Origin of the sequence: Aliiroseovarius lamellibrachiae (assembly GCF_018599245.1) — a bacterium.
Lineage (GTDB): Bacteria > Pseudomonadota > Alphaproteobacteria > Rhodobacterales > Rhodobacteraceae > Aliiroseovarius > Aliiroseovarius lamellibrachiae.
The window spans coordinates 234479-249601 of the sequence record NZ_JAHEVJ010000001.1; the positions used below are offsets into that span (position 1 = coordinate 234479).

Here is a 15123-nt window from a genome sequence, read left to right on the forward strand (position 1 = left end):
ACTCAGGTAATCGACCCCAAACCCCATCTTACCCCACGCTCTGTGACGGTTTTATGATGCTCAGCTGAGTTTGGCGTTGTTGCGCACCAAAGCCTCGATCATTTGGGCCGGAATGGCACCCGCATGCCGTTTCACCTCGCGGCCGTTTTGATACAGCAACAGCGCCGGAATGCCGCGAATATTGTGCTTTTGCGAGACCTTGGGGTGGTCTTCGGTATTGATCTTCGCCAATCGCGCCTGTGGGGCCAGGCTGCGGGCTGCCTGTTGAAACGCCGGGGCCATCTGGCGGCACGGGCCACACCACGGCGCCCAGAAATCAATGAGCAGCGGAACGTCATCGTTTTTCATCGCTTTGGCCAGCGTGGCGGGGTCCAATTCACGCACTTTGCCGTCGTTCATACGCGCGCCACAGGTGCCGCATTTCGGCCCCGCGCTCAGCTTGTCACTGGGCACGCGGTTCACCGCACCACATTCAAAACAGGTCATTTTAAGGGGGGATGCCATGGGGGCCTCGCTTTATATATTCGTTATGACGCATATGTAGGGCGCCAAAGGGGAACGTCAAGGGAAGGGCATCACCTGAATGTCCCTGCACGAAAAGGCAAGACCCGCACGCAAATGTGACCCGAACGCCAAGGCCGGACGGGTCACAAAAGATCAGCCAATAAAGTCTTTATACTTGGCTTCAGACATATAATCGTCCATCGGGGACAGATCGGACGCCTTGATTTTGAAAAGCCACGCCTCGCCTTCGGGGTCGTCATTCACCGCATTTGGGTTGTCCACAAGGGCGTCATTCACTTCCGAAATCTCGCCGTCCAGCGGGCTCAGGATGTCTGACGCCGCCTTGACGCTTTCGATCACCACCACCTCGTCATCCACCGACACGGTGTCACCAACCTCGGGCAGTTCCAGAAAAACCACGTCCCCCAGTTGCTCAGCCGCATGGGCGGTGATGCCAACCACAATGTCGCCGCCCTCGACGCGCAGCCATTCGTGTTCTTCGGTGTATTTCATTGATGCTCTCCTGATCGTGTTCTGAATTTGGTAGCGGTCTTGGCCGGGACTGGCAATCCCCTCTGTGTGGCCCTTTTGTGGGGCGACGCCGCGCTTTCCAGGCTCTTGCAAAGACGGCACCGGCCCGGCAGGGTGGCGGGATGAATATTCCTGTGAAAGATCCGTATTTCTTTGGCTATGGGTCGCTCGTGAATGCGCGCACGCATGACTATGAAAATGTGCAAGCGGCAAAGCTGAAAGGCTGGCGGCGAGCGTGGCGGGCCTCGCCCTTGCGCGCGGTGTGTTACCTGACCGCGGTGCCTTGTGCGCAAAGTGAAATCGACGGTTTGATTGCCTCGGTTCCCGGCGCCGATTGGGATGCGTTGGACCACCGCGAACGGGCCTATGCGCGTGTGCCATTGGCGGGCGAAGTCACCCATCAAGCAGGGGACGTGGAGGTGGCGGTTTACGCGATTTCCGAAGGCGCGCATTCAGAACCCACGGCTGAAAACCCGGTGCTTCTCAGCTATTTGGACGTGGTGGTGCAGGGGTATTTGCACATGTTTGGCCGCGCTGGCGTGGACCGGTTTTTCGCCACAACCGATGGCTGGCACGCCCCCATTCAAAACGACAGGAACGCGCCGATTTACCCGCGCGCACAGTCCCTGACAACGGCCGAGCGCGCTTTGGTGGATGATTGGCTGGCCAGTTTACCGGCGGAAACTAAACAACGCCTGTAGCCGCCCCTGGCGCGCAAATTGGTCGGTTTGCGGGGTGCACGTCTCATGGTTCAGCATCCGCATAAACAGGATCAACGCGATCACCGCAAAGACAAAACCACCGACATTCCAACCGATCAACACCCCCGGCGCCCCCCAATATTGCCCACCAAGAATGACAAATGGCACGGTGCCCACCGTGTGACGTCCCCAGTTGATCAGGGTCGAGCGGAACGGATGGCCCAGATTGTTAAAGCCCGCGTTGGTGACAAAAATCACCCCGTTAAAAAACCACATCAGCGCAAGGGGACCACAAAAGAGATAGACCAGATCGCGGGTCAGCCCTTGGGCGTTGAAAAGATCCGCAATGGGCGCGCGGGCAAGGAACAGACCGGTGCTGACGACGCCGACAACAATGGCCGTGAACAAGATGCCTTCGCGAAAGGCCAGCCGCACCCGGTCCATTTTGCCAGCGCCGAAATTCTGGCCTATCACCGGCCCGATGGCACCCGACAGCGCGAAAATAATGCCAAAGGCGACCGGCACCAAACGCCCGGTGATGGCCATGCCCGCCACCGCATCTTCGCCGTGGCTCGACATGGATTTTGTCACATAGGCCTGGCCGATGGGGGTGGCGAATTGGGTCAGGATCGCCGGGATGGCGATCTTCATAAGATCTGGAAAATCCAGGCTGAATTCCGCCTTGGTGGGTTTGTCCAACCCGCCGTGATGGCGATAAATCGGCACCAAAGACAGCGCGCCAATGGTCAGGCGCGCCGCAACCGAGGCAAGGGCCGCCCCGGTCAGATCAAGCCCCAGCCCAAAGATCAGGATCGGGTCGAGCACCGCGTTCACGCCGCCGCCCCAGATGGTTGCATACATCGCCCGGCGCGCATCCCCATGGGCGCGCAAAATCGCCCCGCCGACCATGCCCATGATCAGAACAGGCAGCGATGGAATGATGATCTTAAGATAGGTTTCCGCAAGGTCCAGCGTATCCCCAGAAGCGCCCAAAAGTTCGGCCAAGGGACGCACGTTAAACCAAACGGCGGCGGCAAATATGGCCCCAAAGCCCGCGCCATACAGCACCGCGGTCGCCGCGCGTCTGCGCGCCTTTTGTGCGTCCCCTTCGCCCAAAGCCCGTGCCACCAAAGCGCCCGCCGCAATCGACATGCCGATGCCAAAGGAGGACGTGAAAAACAGGATTGCACCCGCATATCCCACCGCCGCCGCCAGCTCATCCCGGCCCAGCCATGAGATGAAAATCATGTCCACAAGGTCGACCATAAAGATCGCCATCAGCCCCACCGATGACGTCAATGCCATCACGGTGATGTGCCGCATCAAACTGCCGGTTAGGAATTTTGCCTGTGGGTTTTCGGGGGGGCTGCTGTCACTCATCACATTCTCCTGTTGCGCAGATCACTGTGGCGCAATTGCGGACCGGGCGCCAGTGGCAGGGATGCAGGGGGGCTGTGCGGGAATGCAGAGGGCGCGACCGTTGCTTGACCGCATGCCCCGACGCAGGCAGGCTCATTGGACTTTGACACCTGACCCAAAAAGGAGAACGGCATGTCCTGGCTACCCACTCTGATCACCGCAACGCCCGAAGAGGGCTATGATCTGGCGATCAAATTATCCCGAATGGCGGTGAAGAAAACCCAGCCCGATGACGACGCGCGCACAAAGATGCGCCCGGATTATGCCAACAGCGCCGACAGCCTGACGCAGGTGTCGGGGGTTGTGGCGACCAACTTTCAGACCGTGGCGCAGGCGAATAATTACTGGCGCTAAGCCCGCCGATATCTGTATCCCGAGCGAAGAAACGAGAAAAGGCCGCCCTAATTGGCGACCTTTTAGAATTTACCCCTTTGCGCGGATCACTTGCAGCAAGGGCAGAAGCGCGGACATATCCGGGCCGTGGTCCATGCCGGTTAGCGCTTTGCGCAGCGGCATGAACAGCCCGCGCCCTTTGCGACCGGTGGCGGCTTTCACCTCTTTGGTCCAAGCGCCCCATGTGTCGCCCGTGAAAGGACCGTTGGGCAACAAACCCAGCGCCTCAGCCACAAACTCTTTGTCTTCATCGGCAATCACCGGGTCGGCGCCGGTGGAACACAGCTCCCACCACGGGGCCAAGTCTTTGAGAACGGTGATGTTTTCGCGCGCCACATTCCAGAAGGCTTCGCCCTGATCCGCTGGCACACCCAAGGCGGTCACAGTGTCCGCGACATCCGCGTAAGGCTTGGCCGCCAAATGGTGCGCGGTCAGTGGGAACAGATCTTGCTCGTCAAATTTGGTGGGGGCCGCACCAAAGTTTGACAGATCAAACCCGTCCGCAATCTCATCCAACGACGACATCAGTTCAACCGGTTGGCTCGACCCAAGGCGCGCCATCAGCGACAGCAGGGCCAAAGGTTCCACACCCTGTTCGCGCAGATCGCGCAGCGCCAACGTGCCCAGCCGTTTCGACAGTGCCTCGCCTTGTGGACCGGTCAAAAGCGAATGATGGGCAAAGCTTGGCACCGTGCCCCCCAGCGCCTCGATGATCTGAATTTGCGTCGCCGTATTGGTGACGTGATCCGACCCGCGCACCACGTTTGTGATGCCGAAATCAATATCGTCACAGACCGAGGCCAGCGTGTACAGAAACTGACCATCGCCGCGAATAAGCACCGGGTCTGACACCGACGCCGCATCAATGGAAATGTCGCCCAGAATGCCGTCGGTCCAGGTGATGCGTTCTTGATTAAGCTTAAAGCGCCAATGCCCTTGGCCACGTTCCGCGCGCAGCTTGGCTTTTTCCTCATCAGACAAGGCCAACGCCGAGCGGTCATAAACCGGCGGCTTGTGCATATTCAGCTGTTTTTTGCGTTTGAGATCCAGTTCAACCGGCGTCTCGAAGCATTCATAAAACCGACCGTTATCGCGGAGTTCCTGGGCTGCCGCCTCATAACGCGCCAACCGATCCGATTGCTTTTCAACCCGGTCCCACGTCAGGCCCAGCCATTCCAGATCCTGCATGATCGCGTCGGCATATTCCTGCTTTGAACGCTCAGGGTCCGTGTCGTCGAGACGCAGAATGAACTGGCCGCCGGATTTGCGGGCGATCAGGTAATTGAAAAGGGCGGTGCGCAGGTTGCCCACATGGATGTATCCGGTGGGGGATGGCGCGAAACGGGTGGTGGTCATGGGTCGTGTCTCCTTGCCGCGTCGTCCTTTCACAATGCGGTGGATTTGTCCACCAGAAGCGTGCCAGGGCATGCCAGACGCGTGGATGGGGCATCAGGACCGATCTGGCGAAAACCCGCAAAATCGCGCGTGGCTTGTGTTTCATCAAGGCGCGCTGGCCGCGCGGTGTTAGCGTTGGGCAAAAGAGACCAGTGACGGAAGAGCAGATGTTTTACATGATTCTCTCGCTGCACCTGATTGGGGCGGCGATCTGGACCGGCGGGCATATTATCCTGGCGCTGACCGTGTTGCCGCGTGCGCTGGCCGCGCGGGATCCCGGCATTCTGACCCGATTTGAACAAGGGTTTGAACGGGTTGGCATGCCGGCGCTGTTGGTGCAGGTCGCGGGCGGGCTGTGGCTCGCCCATGATCTGGAGCCGGATTACGGGCTTTGGTTCAGCTTTTCTGATGCGCTTGTGACGGGTATTGCGGTCAAGCTGATCCTGTTGGCGGTGACGGTCATCTTTGCGATCAACGCCCGGTTCCGGGTGATCCCGACCCTGTCGGCTGACACGCTTTCGATCATGGCGTGGCACATTCGCGCGGTCACTGTTTTGTCGGTGCTTTTTGTCCTGACGGGTGCGTTTTTACGGACCGGTGGGTTTTAGGTTTTATGCCTCCGGCGGGGATATTTTTGGAAAGAGGAAAAGGCGCGGATCGGTTCGCGGGATCAGTTTGGATGGACGGGCCAGATTTTATCCAGGTCGGCAAGGCCGGTCTGGATGAGCTTGGCGAGGACATCGAGGTCGATGTCGTCTAGTTTATTGATATAAAGGCAGGATACGCCGGTTTTATGTTTGCCCAAACGGGCGAGGGTATCACGGTAATCCTGATATCCCGGCATGATGTAGATCGAAAGCGCGGCTTTGCGTGGGGAAAATCCTGTGGCGAGAAAATCGCCCTCGCGCCCGGTTTCATAGCGGTAGTGATAGCGCCCGTAACCGATGATTGATGGTCCCCAAAGCTGCGGATTAAATCCAGTGATGTGCTGAAAAAGCGCATTCAGCGTTTCGGCGTCTTTGCGGCGCCGTTCGGGTGTGACCGCGGCAATGAAATCCACAACAGAGGCCCCGGTTGGTTGGGTTTTGTTTTGGGTCATCTGTGGCTCCTTTCTTGTCACAATTATGTGACGCGCGTCATTGTGGCGTGGATTTGAAGTATACTGCGCCGGTCTGTTTTCGCGAAATTTGATCTGAGGGAGAGAGTTCATGTCCAATTCATTCCGTATCCAACGACGCCGTTTATTGCTGACGGCGGGGGCTGCGCCTTTGGCGGTGTTATCTGCGGCTCCGGTGCTGGCAAGTGCCGCGCAAATGGCCATTCCGACCGTTGATTTTCGCCGGTTTCGGGTGGGCCAGTTTGAGGTGACAACCTTGCTGGCGGGGATGCGTACGGTGGACAATCCACAGGCGATTTTTGGTATGAATGTCAGCGAAGAGGATTTTGCAGATGCCTCCACGGCGGCCAATATCCCCACCAATGCCGCGCAGTTTTTCTTTACCCCAACGCTTGTGAACACCGGGGCGGATCTGGTGTTGTTTGACACCGGGTTGAACCCCGCCGGGATCACGGCGGCCATTGGGGCGGCGGGCTATACGCCGGATCAGGTGGATATTGTGGTGCTGACCCATATGCATGGCGATCACATTGGCGGACTGTCAGGGGATATGGGCGTGACCTTTCCCAACGCGTCTTACGTCACCGGCGCGGTTGAGTTTGATCACTGGGCTGCCGCTGGCAACGATGGGTTTGACGCAAAAGTCGCCCCTTTGGCCGAGAAAATGCGGATGATTTCCGGCGGTGACGCGGTGGTGTCGGGCATTGAAGCGGTCGAGGCTTTTGGTCACACGCCCGGCCACATGGCGTTTCGGATCGACAGCGACGGGCAATCGCTTTTGATCGCGGCGGATTTTGCCAACCACTATGTCTGGTCCTTGGCCTATCCGACGTGGGAGGTGAAATTTGACAGGGACAAAGAAGCCGCCGCCGCAACCCGGCAATCCCTGCTGACCATGCTGGCGGCTGAGAAAATGCCCTTCGTCGGCTATCACATGCCGTTCCCCGCGCTGGGCTATGCCGAAGAACGCGCGGGCGGCTTTCATTATGTGCCGCACAGCTATCAGCTGTTGATGGGGGGATAGCCCGATTGGCGGGGGTGTTTACGACATGTCCCGCCAGCGGCTGACAATTGGATAACGGCGATCAAGCCAGAATGCGCCTTTGGTCAGACGCGTTCCGGGGGCCGATTGAAAGCGTTTGTATTCCGAGATGTAGATCAGGTGTTCGACCTTTTTCACGGTGGCTTTGTCAAAGCCCTCGGCGACCAGCTCGGCCACCGATTTTTCGTCGTCAATCAACCTTTCCAGAATGGCATCCAGCACCTCATAGGGGGGTAGGCTGTCTTCGTCTTTCTGGTCGGGGCGCAGCTCGGCCGAAGGGGGCTTGTCGATGATCGACACCGGGATCACCTCGCCCGCCGGGCCCATCATCCAGTCACGGTGATGTTCATTGCGCCAGCGGCATTGTTCAAAAACGCGGATCTTGTAAAGGTCTTTGATCGGATTGTAACCACCTGACATATCACCATAAATTGTGGCATACCCCACGGCGACTTCGGATTTATTCCCGGTGGTCAACAGCATCGCCCCGGTCTTGTTGGACAGCGCCATAAGCAGCAACCCACGCAGACGCGACTGGATATTCTCCTCGGTCACATCCGGTTTGGTGCCCTCAAAAAACGGTGCCAAAGTGTTGGTGATCGCATCGCGCCCTTCTTTGATCGGCACAAAATCATAAGGGCAACCCAAGCGCCCCGCGATGTCTTTGGCGTCATCCAATGACCCCTGCGAGGTATATTCAGACGGCAACATCACACAGCGCACATTTTCCGGCCCCAAAGCGTCCGCCGCGATGGTCGCGACAATGGCGCTGTCGATGCCGCCGGACAGCCCCAAAAGCACCTGTTTGAAACCCGTCTTGCCCATGTAATCGCGTAAGGACTCGACCATCGCGCGGTAGTCCTGTTCCCACGCGTCGGGCTGCGGGGCAACCTCTCCGGCCCGAATGCGCCAACCGTCGTCGGTTTGGTCAATGTCGATATGGCGGATCTCTTCATCAAAGACCGGCAGGCGCAGCGCCAGTTCCCCGCCGGGATTGAGCGCAAATGTCCCGCCGTCAAACACCTGATCGTCCTGACCGCCGACCATATTCAAGTAAATCAGCGGCAGTTCGCTTTCGACCACGCGCGCAACCATGTGATTAAGGCGCACGTCGTATTTGTTGCGGAAATAAGGCGAGCCATTGGGGATGAGCAGGATTTCAGCACCACTTTCCGCCAGCGTCTCGCACACATCATCCGCGTGCCATGCGTCTTCGCAGATCGGGCTTCCGATGCGCAACGGGCCAATGGAATAAGGGCCTTGAGGGTCGGCAGAGGTGAAGTGGCGCACCTCGTCAAACACGGTTTCATTGGGCAAGCGCTGTTTTAAGACGCGGGTTTTCACCGCGCCGCCGTCCAGAATGTAATACGCGTTATAAAGGTTGCGACCGTCGTGATACGGCCCGCCGATGCCCATCGCAGGGCCGTCGGCACACTCCGCAGCCAGCGCATCAATCAGACCCATTGCGTCTTGGTAAAACTGTGGGCGCATCACCAGATCCTGGGTCTGATAGCCGGTCACAAACGCTTCGGGCAAGGCCACCATCTGCGCGCCTGCGTCTTTGGCGTCTTGCCACGCGGCGCGCGCCTTGTCGGCGTTGGCCCGCAAGGCCCCCACGGTTGGGTTCAACTGGGCCAGGGTCAGGCGGAATGTCTCACTCATCGCGCGTCTCTTTTACCGTTTCACATTTCTCGGATCAGATGTAGCAGCATTTGGCCGAGGTTAAAGTGTTTCGCGAAAATCCCCACGGGGAAAATCCGAAATGCTATACCGACCGGGTAGGGGAAAAGCGTTGTTTCGGCAAGAGGCGTCCTTTACTCTGCCCCGCAAGGATCCCCGTTCACCGCCGCTGTTTGGCCGTGCCCCGTTCAGATGATGAGGTTGAAAATGCACCAGTTTTTACGAGTTGCCAGTCTGGGGATTTGCCTTGCCGCGCCTTTCGCCGCGCAGGGACAGGTGGAAACCAAGCAATATGAAGATGGCGCAATTTATGAGGGCAGCTTTAAGGGCGGGCTTCAGCATGGCATGGGCACTTACCGGCTGCCATCGGGCTATGAATACACCGGCGAGTTTGTGGACGGCGAGATTGTCGGGCAGGGGGTGGCGCGCTTTCCCAATGGGTCGGTTTACGAAGGGAATTTTGCCAAGGGCAAACCCGAAGGCTTCGGGCGCATCACATTTGCCGATGGTGGCACCTATGAAGGCGACTGGGTGGACGGTAAAATCAACGGGTCCGGCATGGCGATTTACGCCAATGGCGTGAAATACGAAGGCGGGTTTCGCAACGCGCTGCACCACGGCAAGGGCCGGATGGAAAGCCCAACGGGTTATGTCTATGAGGGCGATTGGGTGATCGGCGTGAAAACCGGTCGCGGCGTGGCCACCTATTCGGATGGGTCGGTTTACACCGGCGAGATGCGCGATGATGAACGCGACGGCGAGGGGACGCTGCTGGCCGCCGATGGAATGACCTATGAAGGACGGTGGGTGAAGGGCCAGATGAACGGCGTTGGCGTGCTGACACAGGTGAATGGTGACGTCTATGAAGGCGCGTTTGTCGGCGGCGCACGGCAGGGCAAAGGCAAAGTGACCTATGCCAACGGCGATGTCTACCTGGGGGAGTTTGCCGACGATAAACGGCAAGGCAAGGGCGCGTTCACCGGCGCAGATGGCTATCGCTATGACGGGACATGGGTGGCTGGCGTGATCGAGGGCGACGGGGTTGTGACCTATCCTGATGGCTCGGTGTATCAGGGGCAGTTTCGTGCCGGTTTGGCCGATGGGGTTGGCATGATCGTCTATCCCGACAGCAGTTCCTATGAAGGGGGCTGGGTCGGTGGTGTGATCGAGGGCAAAGGCATCGCGCGCTATGCCAATGGCGCGGTCTATGACGGCCAGTTTGTTGATGCACTTTATGATGGCGACGGGACGTTGACCGCCGCAGATGGCGCCAGCTATGTGGGTCAGTGGCAGGCGGGAAAACCGCATGGGGTTGGGGTCTCCACGCTGGCGGATGGCACGACCTATAAAGGCGCTTTTGTGGGGGGCTTGCGCGAAGGTGGGGGCAAGTTGACCACCCCCAAGGGCTTTACCTATGACGGCAACTGGCTGTCGGGTGAATTTCACGGCGAAGGCAAAGCGCTTTATGCAAATGGTGACCGATATGAAGGCGGGTTTGCCAAAGGAAAACGGCACGGCACCGGGGTTGTCATCCGTGCTGATGGCACGCGCGAAGATGGCGTCTGGCAGGATGGTGTGCTGCAGGGCGCGGTGAGCGCAGCAGAAACGCCTGTCGCGGCCCCCGTGGGCGCGGCTGAAGCCGACCAGAACGGCAGTGATCAAAACGGCACAGCCACTTCAAACTGACGCAACACAGGCCACGGGAAATGTAATAAGGGTACTGTAACGGGAACTGTAACCGGACCATTCAGCCTATCCAAATGGCCCGGATTTTTAACCGCATTTCGCGGCGGCGTTGTCAGCGAATTTTGTTTATTTTCAAAAGCTTCATTAATAGACGCTCGTAAAAAGGTTCGGAAACGCCTTTGCGAATTTTGCGCATGAAGTACCATTCAAACCCCAGTTTGGCCCAATGCACCCACCGTCCATACGAGACCCAGTTCACATTGCGCGGTGGGTTTTGTGGCATCGCCAGAAAGGCTGCCCCACGGTCGCCAAAATCGGCCAAGCATAGCGCGTTCCAGCTGGGCAGGTTGTTGGGGGCCTGCCCCTCTATCACGCGGGGCAAATTATGCGCGGTGGCGGTGACCATGCTTTCAATCATGAAACCGGTTTTCGGCACGCCGGTAGGCACCGGGGTGGCCACCGGCGGGGCGATGGCGATGCACACCCCAATGGCAAAGATGTTTTGAAACGTCGGGTTGCGCTGATATTCATCAACGATGACAAAGCCGCGCGGATTGACCAAACCCTCGATCCCCATCAAGGCGGGAATGCCACGAAACGCGGGCAAAAGCATCGCGTATTTCTGCGCGATCTCGTGGGTTTTCTTCTCGTTGCCCTGCTCGTCCAGCTCGGTCACATAGACCATGTCTTCGGTGAATTTTTCGGTGCGTGCATTGACCACCCAATTCACCGACCGTTCGCGCAGCATGCTTTCCAAAAGGCCCTTGGTGTCCCCCACGCCGCCCAGTCCAAGGTGGCCGATATAGGGTTCAGAGGTGACAAAGGTGATCGGTACCTTGTCACGGATTTTCCGCCGCCGCAGATCGGTTTCCACAGTGAACAGATATTCATAGGCCGGGCCAAAACAGCTTGCCCCCGGGGCGGCACCAATCACAATCGGGCCGGGGTTTGCACAAAATTCTTCCCATTGGTTCCCCGAGACTTCGGCGTGTTCAATGGTGCAGACCGAATGGGTGTGTCCGCCCTGATCCGCGGGGCCAAAGCCCTCGATTTCATCAAAGGCCAGCTCAGGGCCGGTGGCAATGACCAAATAGTCGTAATCCACCACGCGCCCACTGGCGAGATCAATCTGGTTGTCCTCAGGGCGCAGTTTTGTCGCCCCGTCGCAGATGAAATCAATGCCGCGTTTTTTCATCGTTGGCGCCAGTTCGATCACAATTTCATCGCGTGACCGCCACCCCACGCCCGCCCATGGGTTTGACGGGGTAAACTGGAAATATGACTTGTTGGAAATGACCGTCACCTTGTCTGATTTCGACAAGCTGTCCTTGAGTTCATAGGCTTGGATTGTCCCACCCAATCCGGCGCCCAAAATAACAATATGTGCCATGTTCTTCCTCTTGTTGTCATTCTGTCGGCAGCCGCCGCCAGAAGAGTGTGCCGCCTGCGTCCCGGCGGGAGTCCGATTTATATGTTAAAGACTTGTCTGGACGTATAGCAAGGGTTGATGGGAACATATAGGAATATTTGAATATAAATGTGAAGGTGAAAATTGTGAAAAAGGGGCTTTCCCCTCCGGAAATCCGCCCTATAGTCACCGCCATGGAACCGCAGACACATATCATCGCATCCGCCCCCTTGGGCCTAGCTGCACTTCTGCTTCTTAGCCGCCTCTGAGCGTGCCTTTTGGCGCGACCGCTCAGAGGAGACGCCCCGCGCCAAACACCGCCTGAAGATCCCGACACAATCGGACATTTCACAGGCCCCCAAGGGCACTGCTAAGCCATAATTTATCAAGATAAAGAGACACGACCATGACGAATGTACCTTCGGACAATGTGCTGATTTTTGACACAACCCTGCGCGACGGCGAACAATCCCCCGGCGCAACCATGACCCATGATGAAAAGCTCGAAATCGCTGAAATGCTGGACGATATGGGCGTGGACATCATCGAGGCGGGCTTCCCAATCGCCTCAGAAGGCGATTTTGCCGCCGTGTCAGAAATCGCGAAACGGTCCAAACAAGCGACAATTTGTGGGCTGTCGCGCGCAATGGTCAAAGATATTGACCGCGCCGCCGAAGCCGTGCGCCACGCTGGGCGTCCTCGCATCCACACCTTTATCGGGACCTCGCCGCTGCACCGCGCGATCCCTAACCTGACCATGGATGAAATGGCCGATGTGATCCACAACACCGTCAGCCACGCACGCAATCTGGTCGACGATGTGCAATGGTCACCGATGGATGCGACCCGGACCGAACATGACTACCTGTGCCGCGTGATTGAAATCGCCATCAAGGCCGGGGCCACCACCATCAATATTCCCGACACCGTGGGCTATACCGCCCCACGCGAAAGCGCCGATCTGATCAAGATGCTGCTGGAACGGGTGCCGGGCGCCGATGAAATCATCTTTGCCACCCATTGTCACAATGACCTGGGCATGGCGACCGCGAATGCGCTGGCCGCTGTAGAAGCAGGCGCACGCCAGATCGAATGCACCATCAACGGGTTGGGCGAACGGGCCGGCAATACCGCCTTGGAAGAGGTGGTGATGGCGCTGAAGGTCCGCCACGATATCATGCCGTGGAAATCACGCGTGGACACCACCAAGATCATGCAAATCTCGCGCCGCGTGGCGCAAGTTTCGGGCTTTGCGGTGCAGTTCAATAAAGCCATCGTTGGCAAAAACGCCTTTGCGCATGAAAGCGGCATCCACCAGGACGGCATGCTGAAAAACGCCGAAACATTTGAAATTATGCGCCCCGAGGATGTGGGCCTGTCTGCGACGTCGCTGGTGCTGGGCAAACACTCGGGACGCGCCGCACTTCGTGACCGTCTGAACCAGCTGGGGTTCGAGGTGGGCGACAACCAGATGAAGGACGTGTTTGTCCGTTTCAAAGAACTGGCCGACCGTAAGAAAGAGATTTACGACGATGACCTGATTGCGCTGATGACCGATGGATCGGATGCGGAAAATGACCGCCTTCAGGTCAAATTCCTGCGGGTGATCTGTGGCACAGAGGCGCCGCAATCGGCAGATCTGACCATGGAAATCGACGGGGTGGATCACCAGAAAACCGCCACCGGCGACGGCCCTGTGGATGCGACGTTTAACGCGATCAAAGAGCTGTTTCCGCATGAGGCCAGCCTGCAACTTTATCAAGTGCACGCCGTGACCGAAGGCACCGATGCGCAGGCCACCGTAACCGTGCGCATGGAAGAGGACGGCAAGATCGTCACCGGCCAATCGGCGGACACAGATACGGTTGTTGCCTCGGCGAAAGCCTATGTGAACGCACTTAATAACCTGATCACGCGCCGCGAAAAGACCAAACCTGACGCAGAATAAGCCTTTGTCGAATGTTCGGTAAGGACTGTTTTATCGGTGTTTTCAGCGCCAATAGCGGTGGTGATGTTGGTAAAATACAAGAGTGACCGTACCCGGTGGCGATAAGCCGCCGGGCACCACTCATTAGGGGTTTCACCCAAGCCACAGGACACTTATATATCCTCCGTCTGCCCTCATCAGAGTCGCGGACTTTTATTGATTTACGACAGGGATAGGCATCACAGATGGCAGGGTTTGCAGGATTGTTCTCGTCAGATATGGCAATTGACCTCGGGACCGCGAACACGTTGGTCTATGTCAAGGGCAAGGGCATCGTGCTGAACGAACCCTCGGTGGTGGCCTATCACGTCAAAGACGGCGTTAAAAAAGTGTTGGCTGTGGGCGAAGACGCCAAGCTGATGCTGGGGCGCACCCCCGGATCCATCGAGGCCATTCGCCCGATGCGCGAAGGGGTGATCGCGGATTTTGACAGTGCGGAAGAGATGATCAAACACTTCATCCGCAAGGTCCATAAACGCTCGACCTTCTCTAAGCCAAAGATCATTGTTTGCGTGCCTCACGGGGCAACGCCAGTGGAAAAACGCGCGATCCGCCAGTCGGTTCTGTCCGCCGGTGCGCGCCGCGCAGGTCTTGTGGCTGAACCCATTGCTGCGGCGATTGGCGCGGGCATGCCCATCACCGATCCCACCGGCAATATGGTGGTTGATATCGGCGGCGGCACCACCGAGGTGGCGGTTCTGTCGCTGGGCGATATCGTCTATGCGCGCTCGGTGCGCGTCGGCGGTGACCGGATGGATGACGCGATCATTTCCTATCTGCGTCGCAACCACAATATACTGGTGGGCGAGGCCACGGCCGAGCGGATCAAAACCGAAATTGGCACCGCCCGGATGCCCGATGATGGACGTGGCGCCAGCCTGATGATCCGTGGTCGTGACCTTCTGAGTGGTGTGCCAAAAGAAACCGAGATCAACCAAGCCCAAGTGGCCGAGGCACTGGCCGAACCGGTGCAGCAAATCTGCGAAGCGGTGATGACCGCGCTTGAGGCAACCCCGCCCGATCTGGCCGCTGACATCGTCGATCGCGGCGTGATGCTGACCGGGGGTGGCGCGCTTTTGGGTGAACTTGATCTCGCCCTGCGTGAACAAACCGGCCTGTCCATTTCTGTGGCTGACGAAAGCCTGAATTGTGTGGCGCTGGGCACCGGCAAGGCGCTTGAGTTTGAAAAACAACTGCGCCACGTAATTGACTACGACAGCTAAGCGCGGGATCCTCATAGGGATCCCAAGAGGTCGGAGG

14 protein-coding genes are annotated in these 15123 nt (G+C 58.1%); 7 read left to right on the forward strand and 7 right to left on the reverse strand.

What is annotated here, in order from left to right:
* Positions 1-60 precede the first annotated feature (60 nt).
* Positions 61-504: a thioredoxin TrxC gene (gene trxC / locus KKW20_RS01200; protein ID WP_214565389.1), complete on the reverse strand. Its 444-nt coding sequence runs from the start codon at positions 502-504 to the stop codon at positions 61-63.
* A 153-nt stretch (positions 505-657) separates the two neighbouring features.
* Positions 658-1017, reverse strand: a complete 360-nt coding sequence (gene gcvH / locus KKW20_RS01205) for a glycine cleavage system protein GcvH (protein WP_214565390.1) — start codon at positions 1015-1017, stop codon at positions 658-660.
* Between the two features lie 140 nt (positions 1018-1157).
* Here gcvH and KKW20_RS01210 point away from each other — a divergent pair, with 140 nt between their 5' ends.
* Positions 1158-1736, forward strand: coding sequence for a gamma-glutamylcyclotransferase family protein (locus KKW20_RS01210; RefSeq protein ID WP_214565391.1), 579 nt, complete (start codon positions 1158-1160; stop codon positions 1734-1736).
* On the opposite strand, the gene KKW20_RS01215 is transcribed toward KKW20_RS01210, so the two are convergent.
* On the reverse strand, positions 1707-3116 hold the full coding sequence (locus tag KKW20_RS01215; RefSeq protein WP_214565393.1) for an MATE family efflux transporter: 1410 nt from the start codon (positions 3114-3116) through the stop codon (positions 1707-1709). The two genes, KKW20_RS01210 and KKW20_RS01215, sit on opposite strands and share 30 nt — an antisense overlap.
* A 171-nt stretch (positions 3117-3287) precedes the next feature.
* On the opposite strand from KKW20_RS01215, the gene KKW20_RS01220 reads away from it, so the two are divergent.
* On the forward strand, positions 3288-3509 hold the full coding sequence (locus KKW20_RS01220) for a hexameric tyrosine-coordinated heme protein (protein ID WP_214565394.1): 222 nt from the start codon (positions 3288-3290) through the stop codon (positions 3507-3509).
* Positions 3510-3578: 69 nt separating this feature from the next.
* Here KKW20_RS01220 and gltX read toward each other — a convergent pair whose 3' ends face one another.
* Entirely contained in the window at positions 3579-4904 is a 1326-nt protein-coding gene (gltX, locus tag KKW20_RS01225) for a glutamate--tRNA ligase (RefSeq protein ID WP_214565396.1), read from the reverse strand.
* A gap of 206 nt (positions 4905-5110) precedes the next feature.
* Between gltX and KKW20_RS01230 the strand changes: the two genes are divergently transcribed.
* Positions 5111-5551 (forward strand): hypothetical protein, encoded by a 441-nt coding sequence (locus tag KKW20_RS01230; protein ID WP_214565398.1) that lies wholly within the window; start codon positions 5111-5113, stop codon positions 5549-5551.
* 62 nt (positions 5552-5613) lie between these two features.
* Here the strand turns inward: KKW20_RS01230 and KKW20_RS01235 are convergent, their stop codons facing one another.
* Positions 5614-6042: a DUF1801 domain-containing protein gene (locus tag KKW20_RS01235; RefSeq protein WP_214565400.1), complete on the reverse strand. Its 429-nt coding sequence runs from the start codon at positions 6040-6042 to the stop codon at positions 5614-5616.
* A gap of 109 nt (positions 6043-6151) precedes the next feature.
* On the opposite strand from KKW20_RS01235, the gene KKW20_RS01240 reads away from it, so the two are divergent.
* A complete protein-coding gene (locus KKW20_RS01240; protein ID WP_214565402.1) occupies positions 6152-7084 on the forward strand; it encodes an MBL fold metallo-hydrolase in 933 nt (310 codons plus the stop codon).
* Between the two features lie 18 nt (positions 7085-7102).
* Here KKW20_RS01240 and KKW20_RS01245 read toward each other — a convergent pair whose 3' ends face one another.
* The gene (locus KKW20_RS01245) at positions 7103-8764 is read right to left on the reverse strand and encodes an NAD+ synthase (RefSeq protein WP_214565404.1); all 1662 of its coding nucleotides are present in this window, start codon (positions 8762-8764) and stop codon (positions 7103-7105) included.
* Positions 8765-8977: 213 nt separating this feature from the next.
* Between KKW20_RS01245 and KKW20_RS01250 the strand changes: the two genes are divergently transcribed.
* Positions 8978-10468 carry an MORN repeat-containing protein gene (locus KKW20_RS01250; RefSeq protein WP_246534381.1) on the forward strand — a complete coding sequence of 497 codons (1491 nt, stop codon included), beginning with the start codon at positions 8978-8980 and terminating at the stop codon, positions 10466-10468.
* 112 nt (positions 10469-10580) lie between these two features.
* On the opposite strand, the gene KKW20_RS01255 is transcribed toward KKW20_RS01250, so the two are convergent.
* Positions 10581-11858, reverse strand: coding sequence for an NAD(P)/FAD-dependent oxidoreductase (locus KKW20_RS01255; protein ID WP_214565406.1), 1278 nt, complete (start codon positions 11856-11858; stop codon positions 10581-10583).
* Positions 11859-12282: 424 nt separating this feature from the next.
* On the opposite strand from KKW20_RS01255, the gene KKW20_RS01260 reads away from it, so the two are divergent.
* On the forward strand, positions 12283-13824 hold the full coding sequence (locus KKW20_RS01260) for a 2-isopropylmalate synthase (protein WP_214565407.1): 1542 nt from the start codon (positions 12283-12285) through the stop codon (positions 13822-13824).
* 224 nt (positions 13825-14048) lie between these two features.
* Complete coding sequence (locus tag KKW20_RS01265) at positions 14049-15086, forward strand: rod shape-determining protein (RefSeq protein ID WP_214565408.1); 1038 nt, start codon at positions 14049-14051, stop codon at positions 15084-15086.
* Positions 15087-15123 lie beyond the last annotated feature (37 nt).

Bases quoted from the DNA above. Each gene is read 5' to 3' on its own strand.
- KKW20_RS01215 (WP_214565393.1), bottom strand. From the start codon at position 3,116: ATGAGTGACAGCAGCCCCCCCGAAAACCCACAGGCAAAATTCCTAACC.
- KKW20_RS01260 (WP_214565407.1), top strand. From the start codon at position 12,283: ATGACGAATGTACCTTCGGACAATGTGCTGATTTTTGACACAACCCTG.
- trxC (WP_214565389.1), bottom strand. From the start codon at position 504: ATGGCATCCCCCCTTAAAATGACCTGTTTTGAATGTGGTGCGGTGAAC.
- KKW20_RS01235 (WP_214565400.1), bottom strand. From the start codon at position 6,042: ATGACCCAAAACAAAACCCAACCAACCGGGGCCTCTGTTGTGGATTTC.
- gcvH (WP_214565390.1), bottom strand. From the start codon at position 1,017: ATGAAATACACCGAAGAACACGAATGGCTGCGCGTCGAGGGCGGCGAC.
- KKW20_RS01265 (WP_214565408.1), top strand. From the start codon at position 14,049: ATGGCAGGGTTTGCAGGATTGTTCTCGTCAGATATGGCAATTGACCTC.
- KKW20_RS01250 (WP_246534381.1), top strand. From the start codon at position 8,978: ATGAGGTTGAAAATGCACCAGTTTTTACGAGTTGCCAGTCTGGGGATT.
- KKW20_RS01220 (WP_214565394.1), top strand. From the start codon at position 3,288: ATGTCCTGGCTACCCACTCTGATCACCGCAACGCCCGAAGAGGGCTAT.
- KKW20_RS01255 (WP_214565406.1), bottom strand. From the start codon at position 11,858: ATGGCACATATTGTTATTTTGGGCGCCGGATTGGGTGGGACAATCCAA.
- KKW20_RS01230 (WP_214565398.1), top strand. From the start codon at position 5,111: ATGTTTTACATGATTCTCTCGCTGCACCTGATTGGGGCGGCGATCTGG.
- KKW20_RS01210 (WP_214565391.1), top strand. From the start codon at position 1,158: ATGAATATTCCTGTGAAAGATCCGTATTTCTTTGGCTATGGGTCGCTC.
- KKW20_RS01245 (WP_214565404.1), bottom strand. From the start codon at position 8,764: ATGAGTGAGACATTCCGCCTGACCCTGGCCCAGTTGAACCCAACCGTG.
- KKW20_RS01240 (WP_214565402.1), top strand. From the start codon at position 6,152: ATGTCCAATTCATTCCGTATCCAACGACGCCGTTTATTGCTGACGGCG.
- gltX (WP_214565396.1), bottom strand. From the start codon at position 4,904: ATGACCACCACCCGTTTCGCGCCATCCCCCACCGGATACATCCATGTG.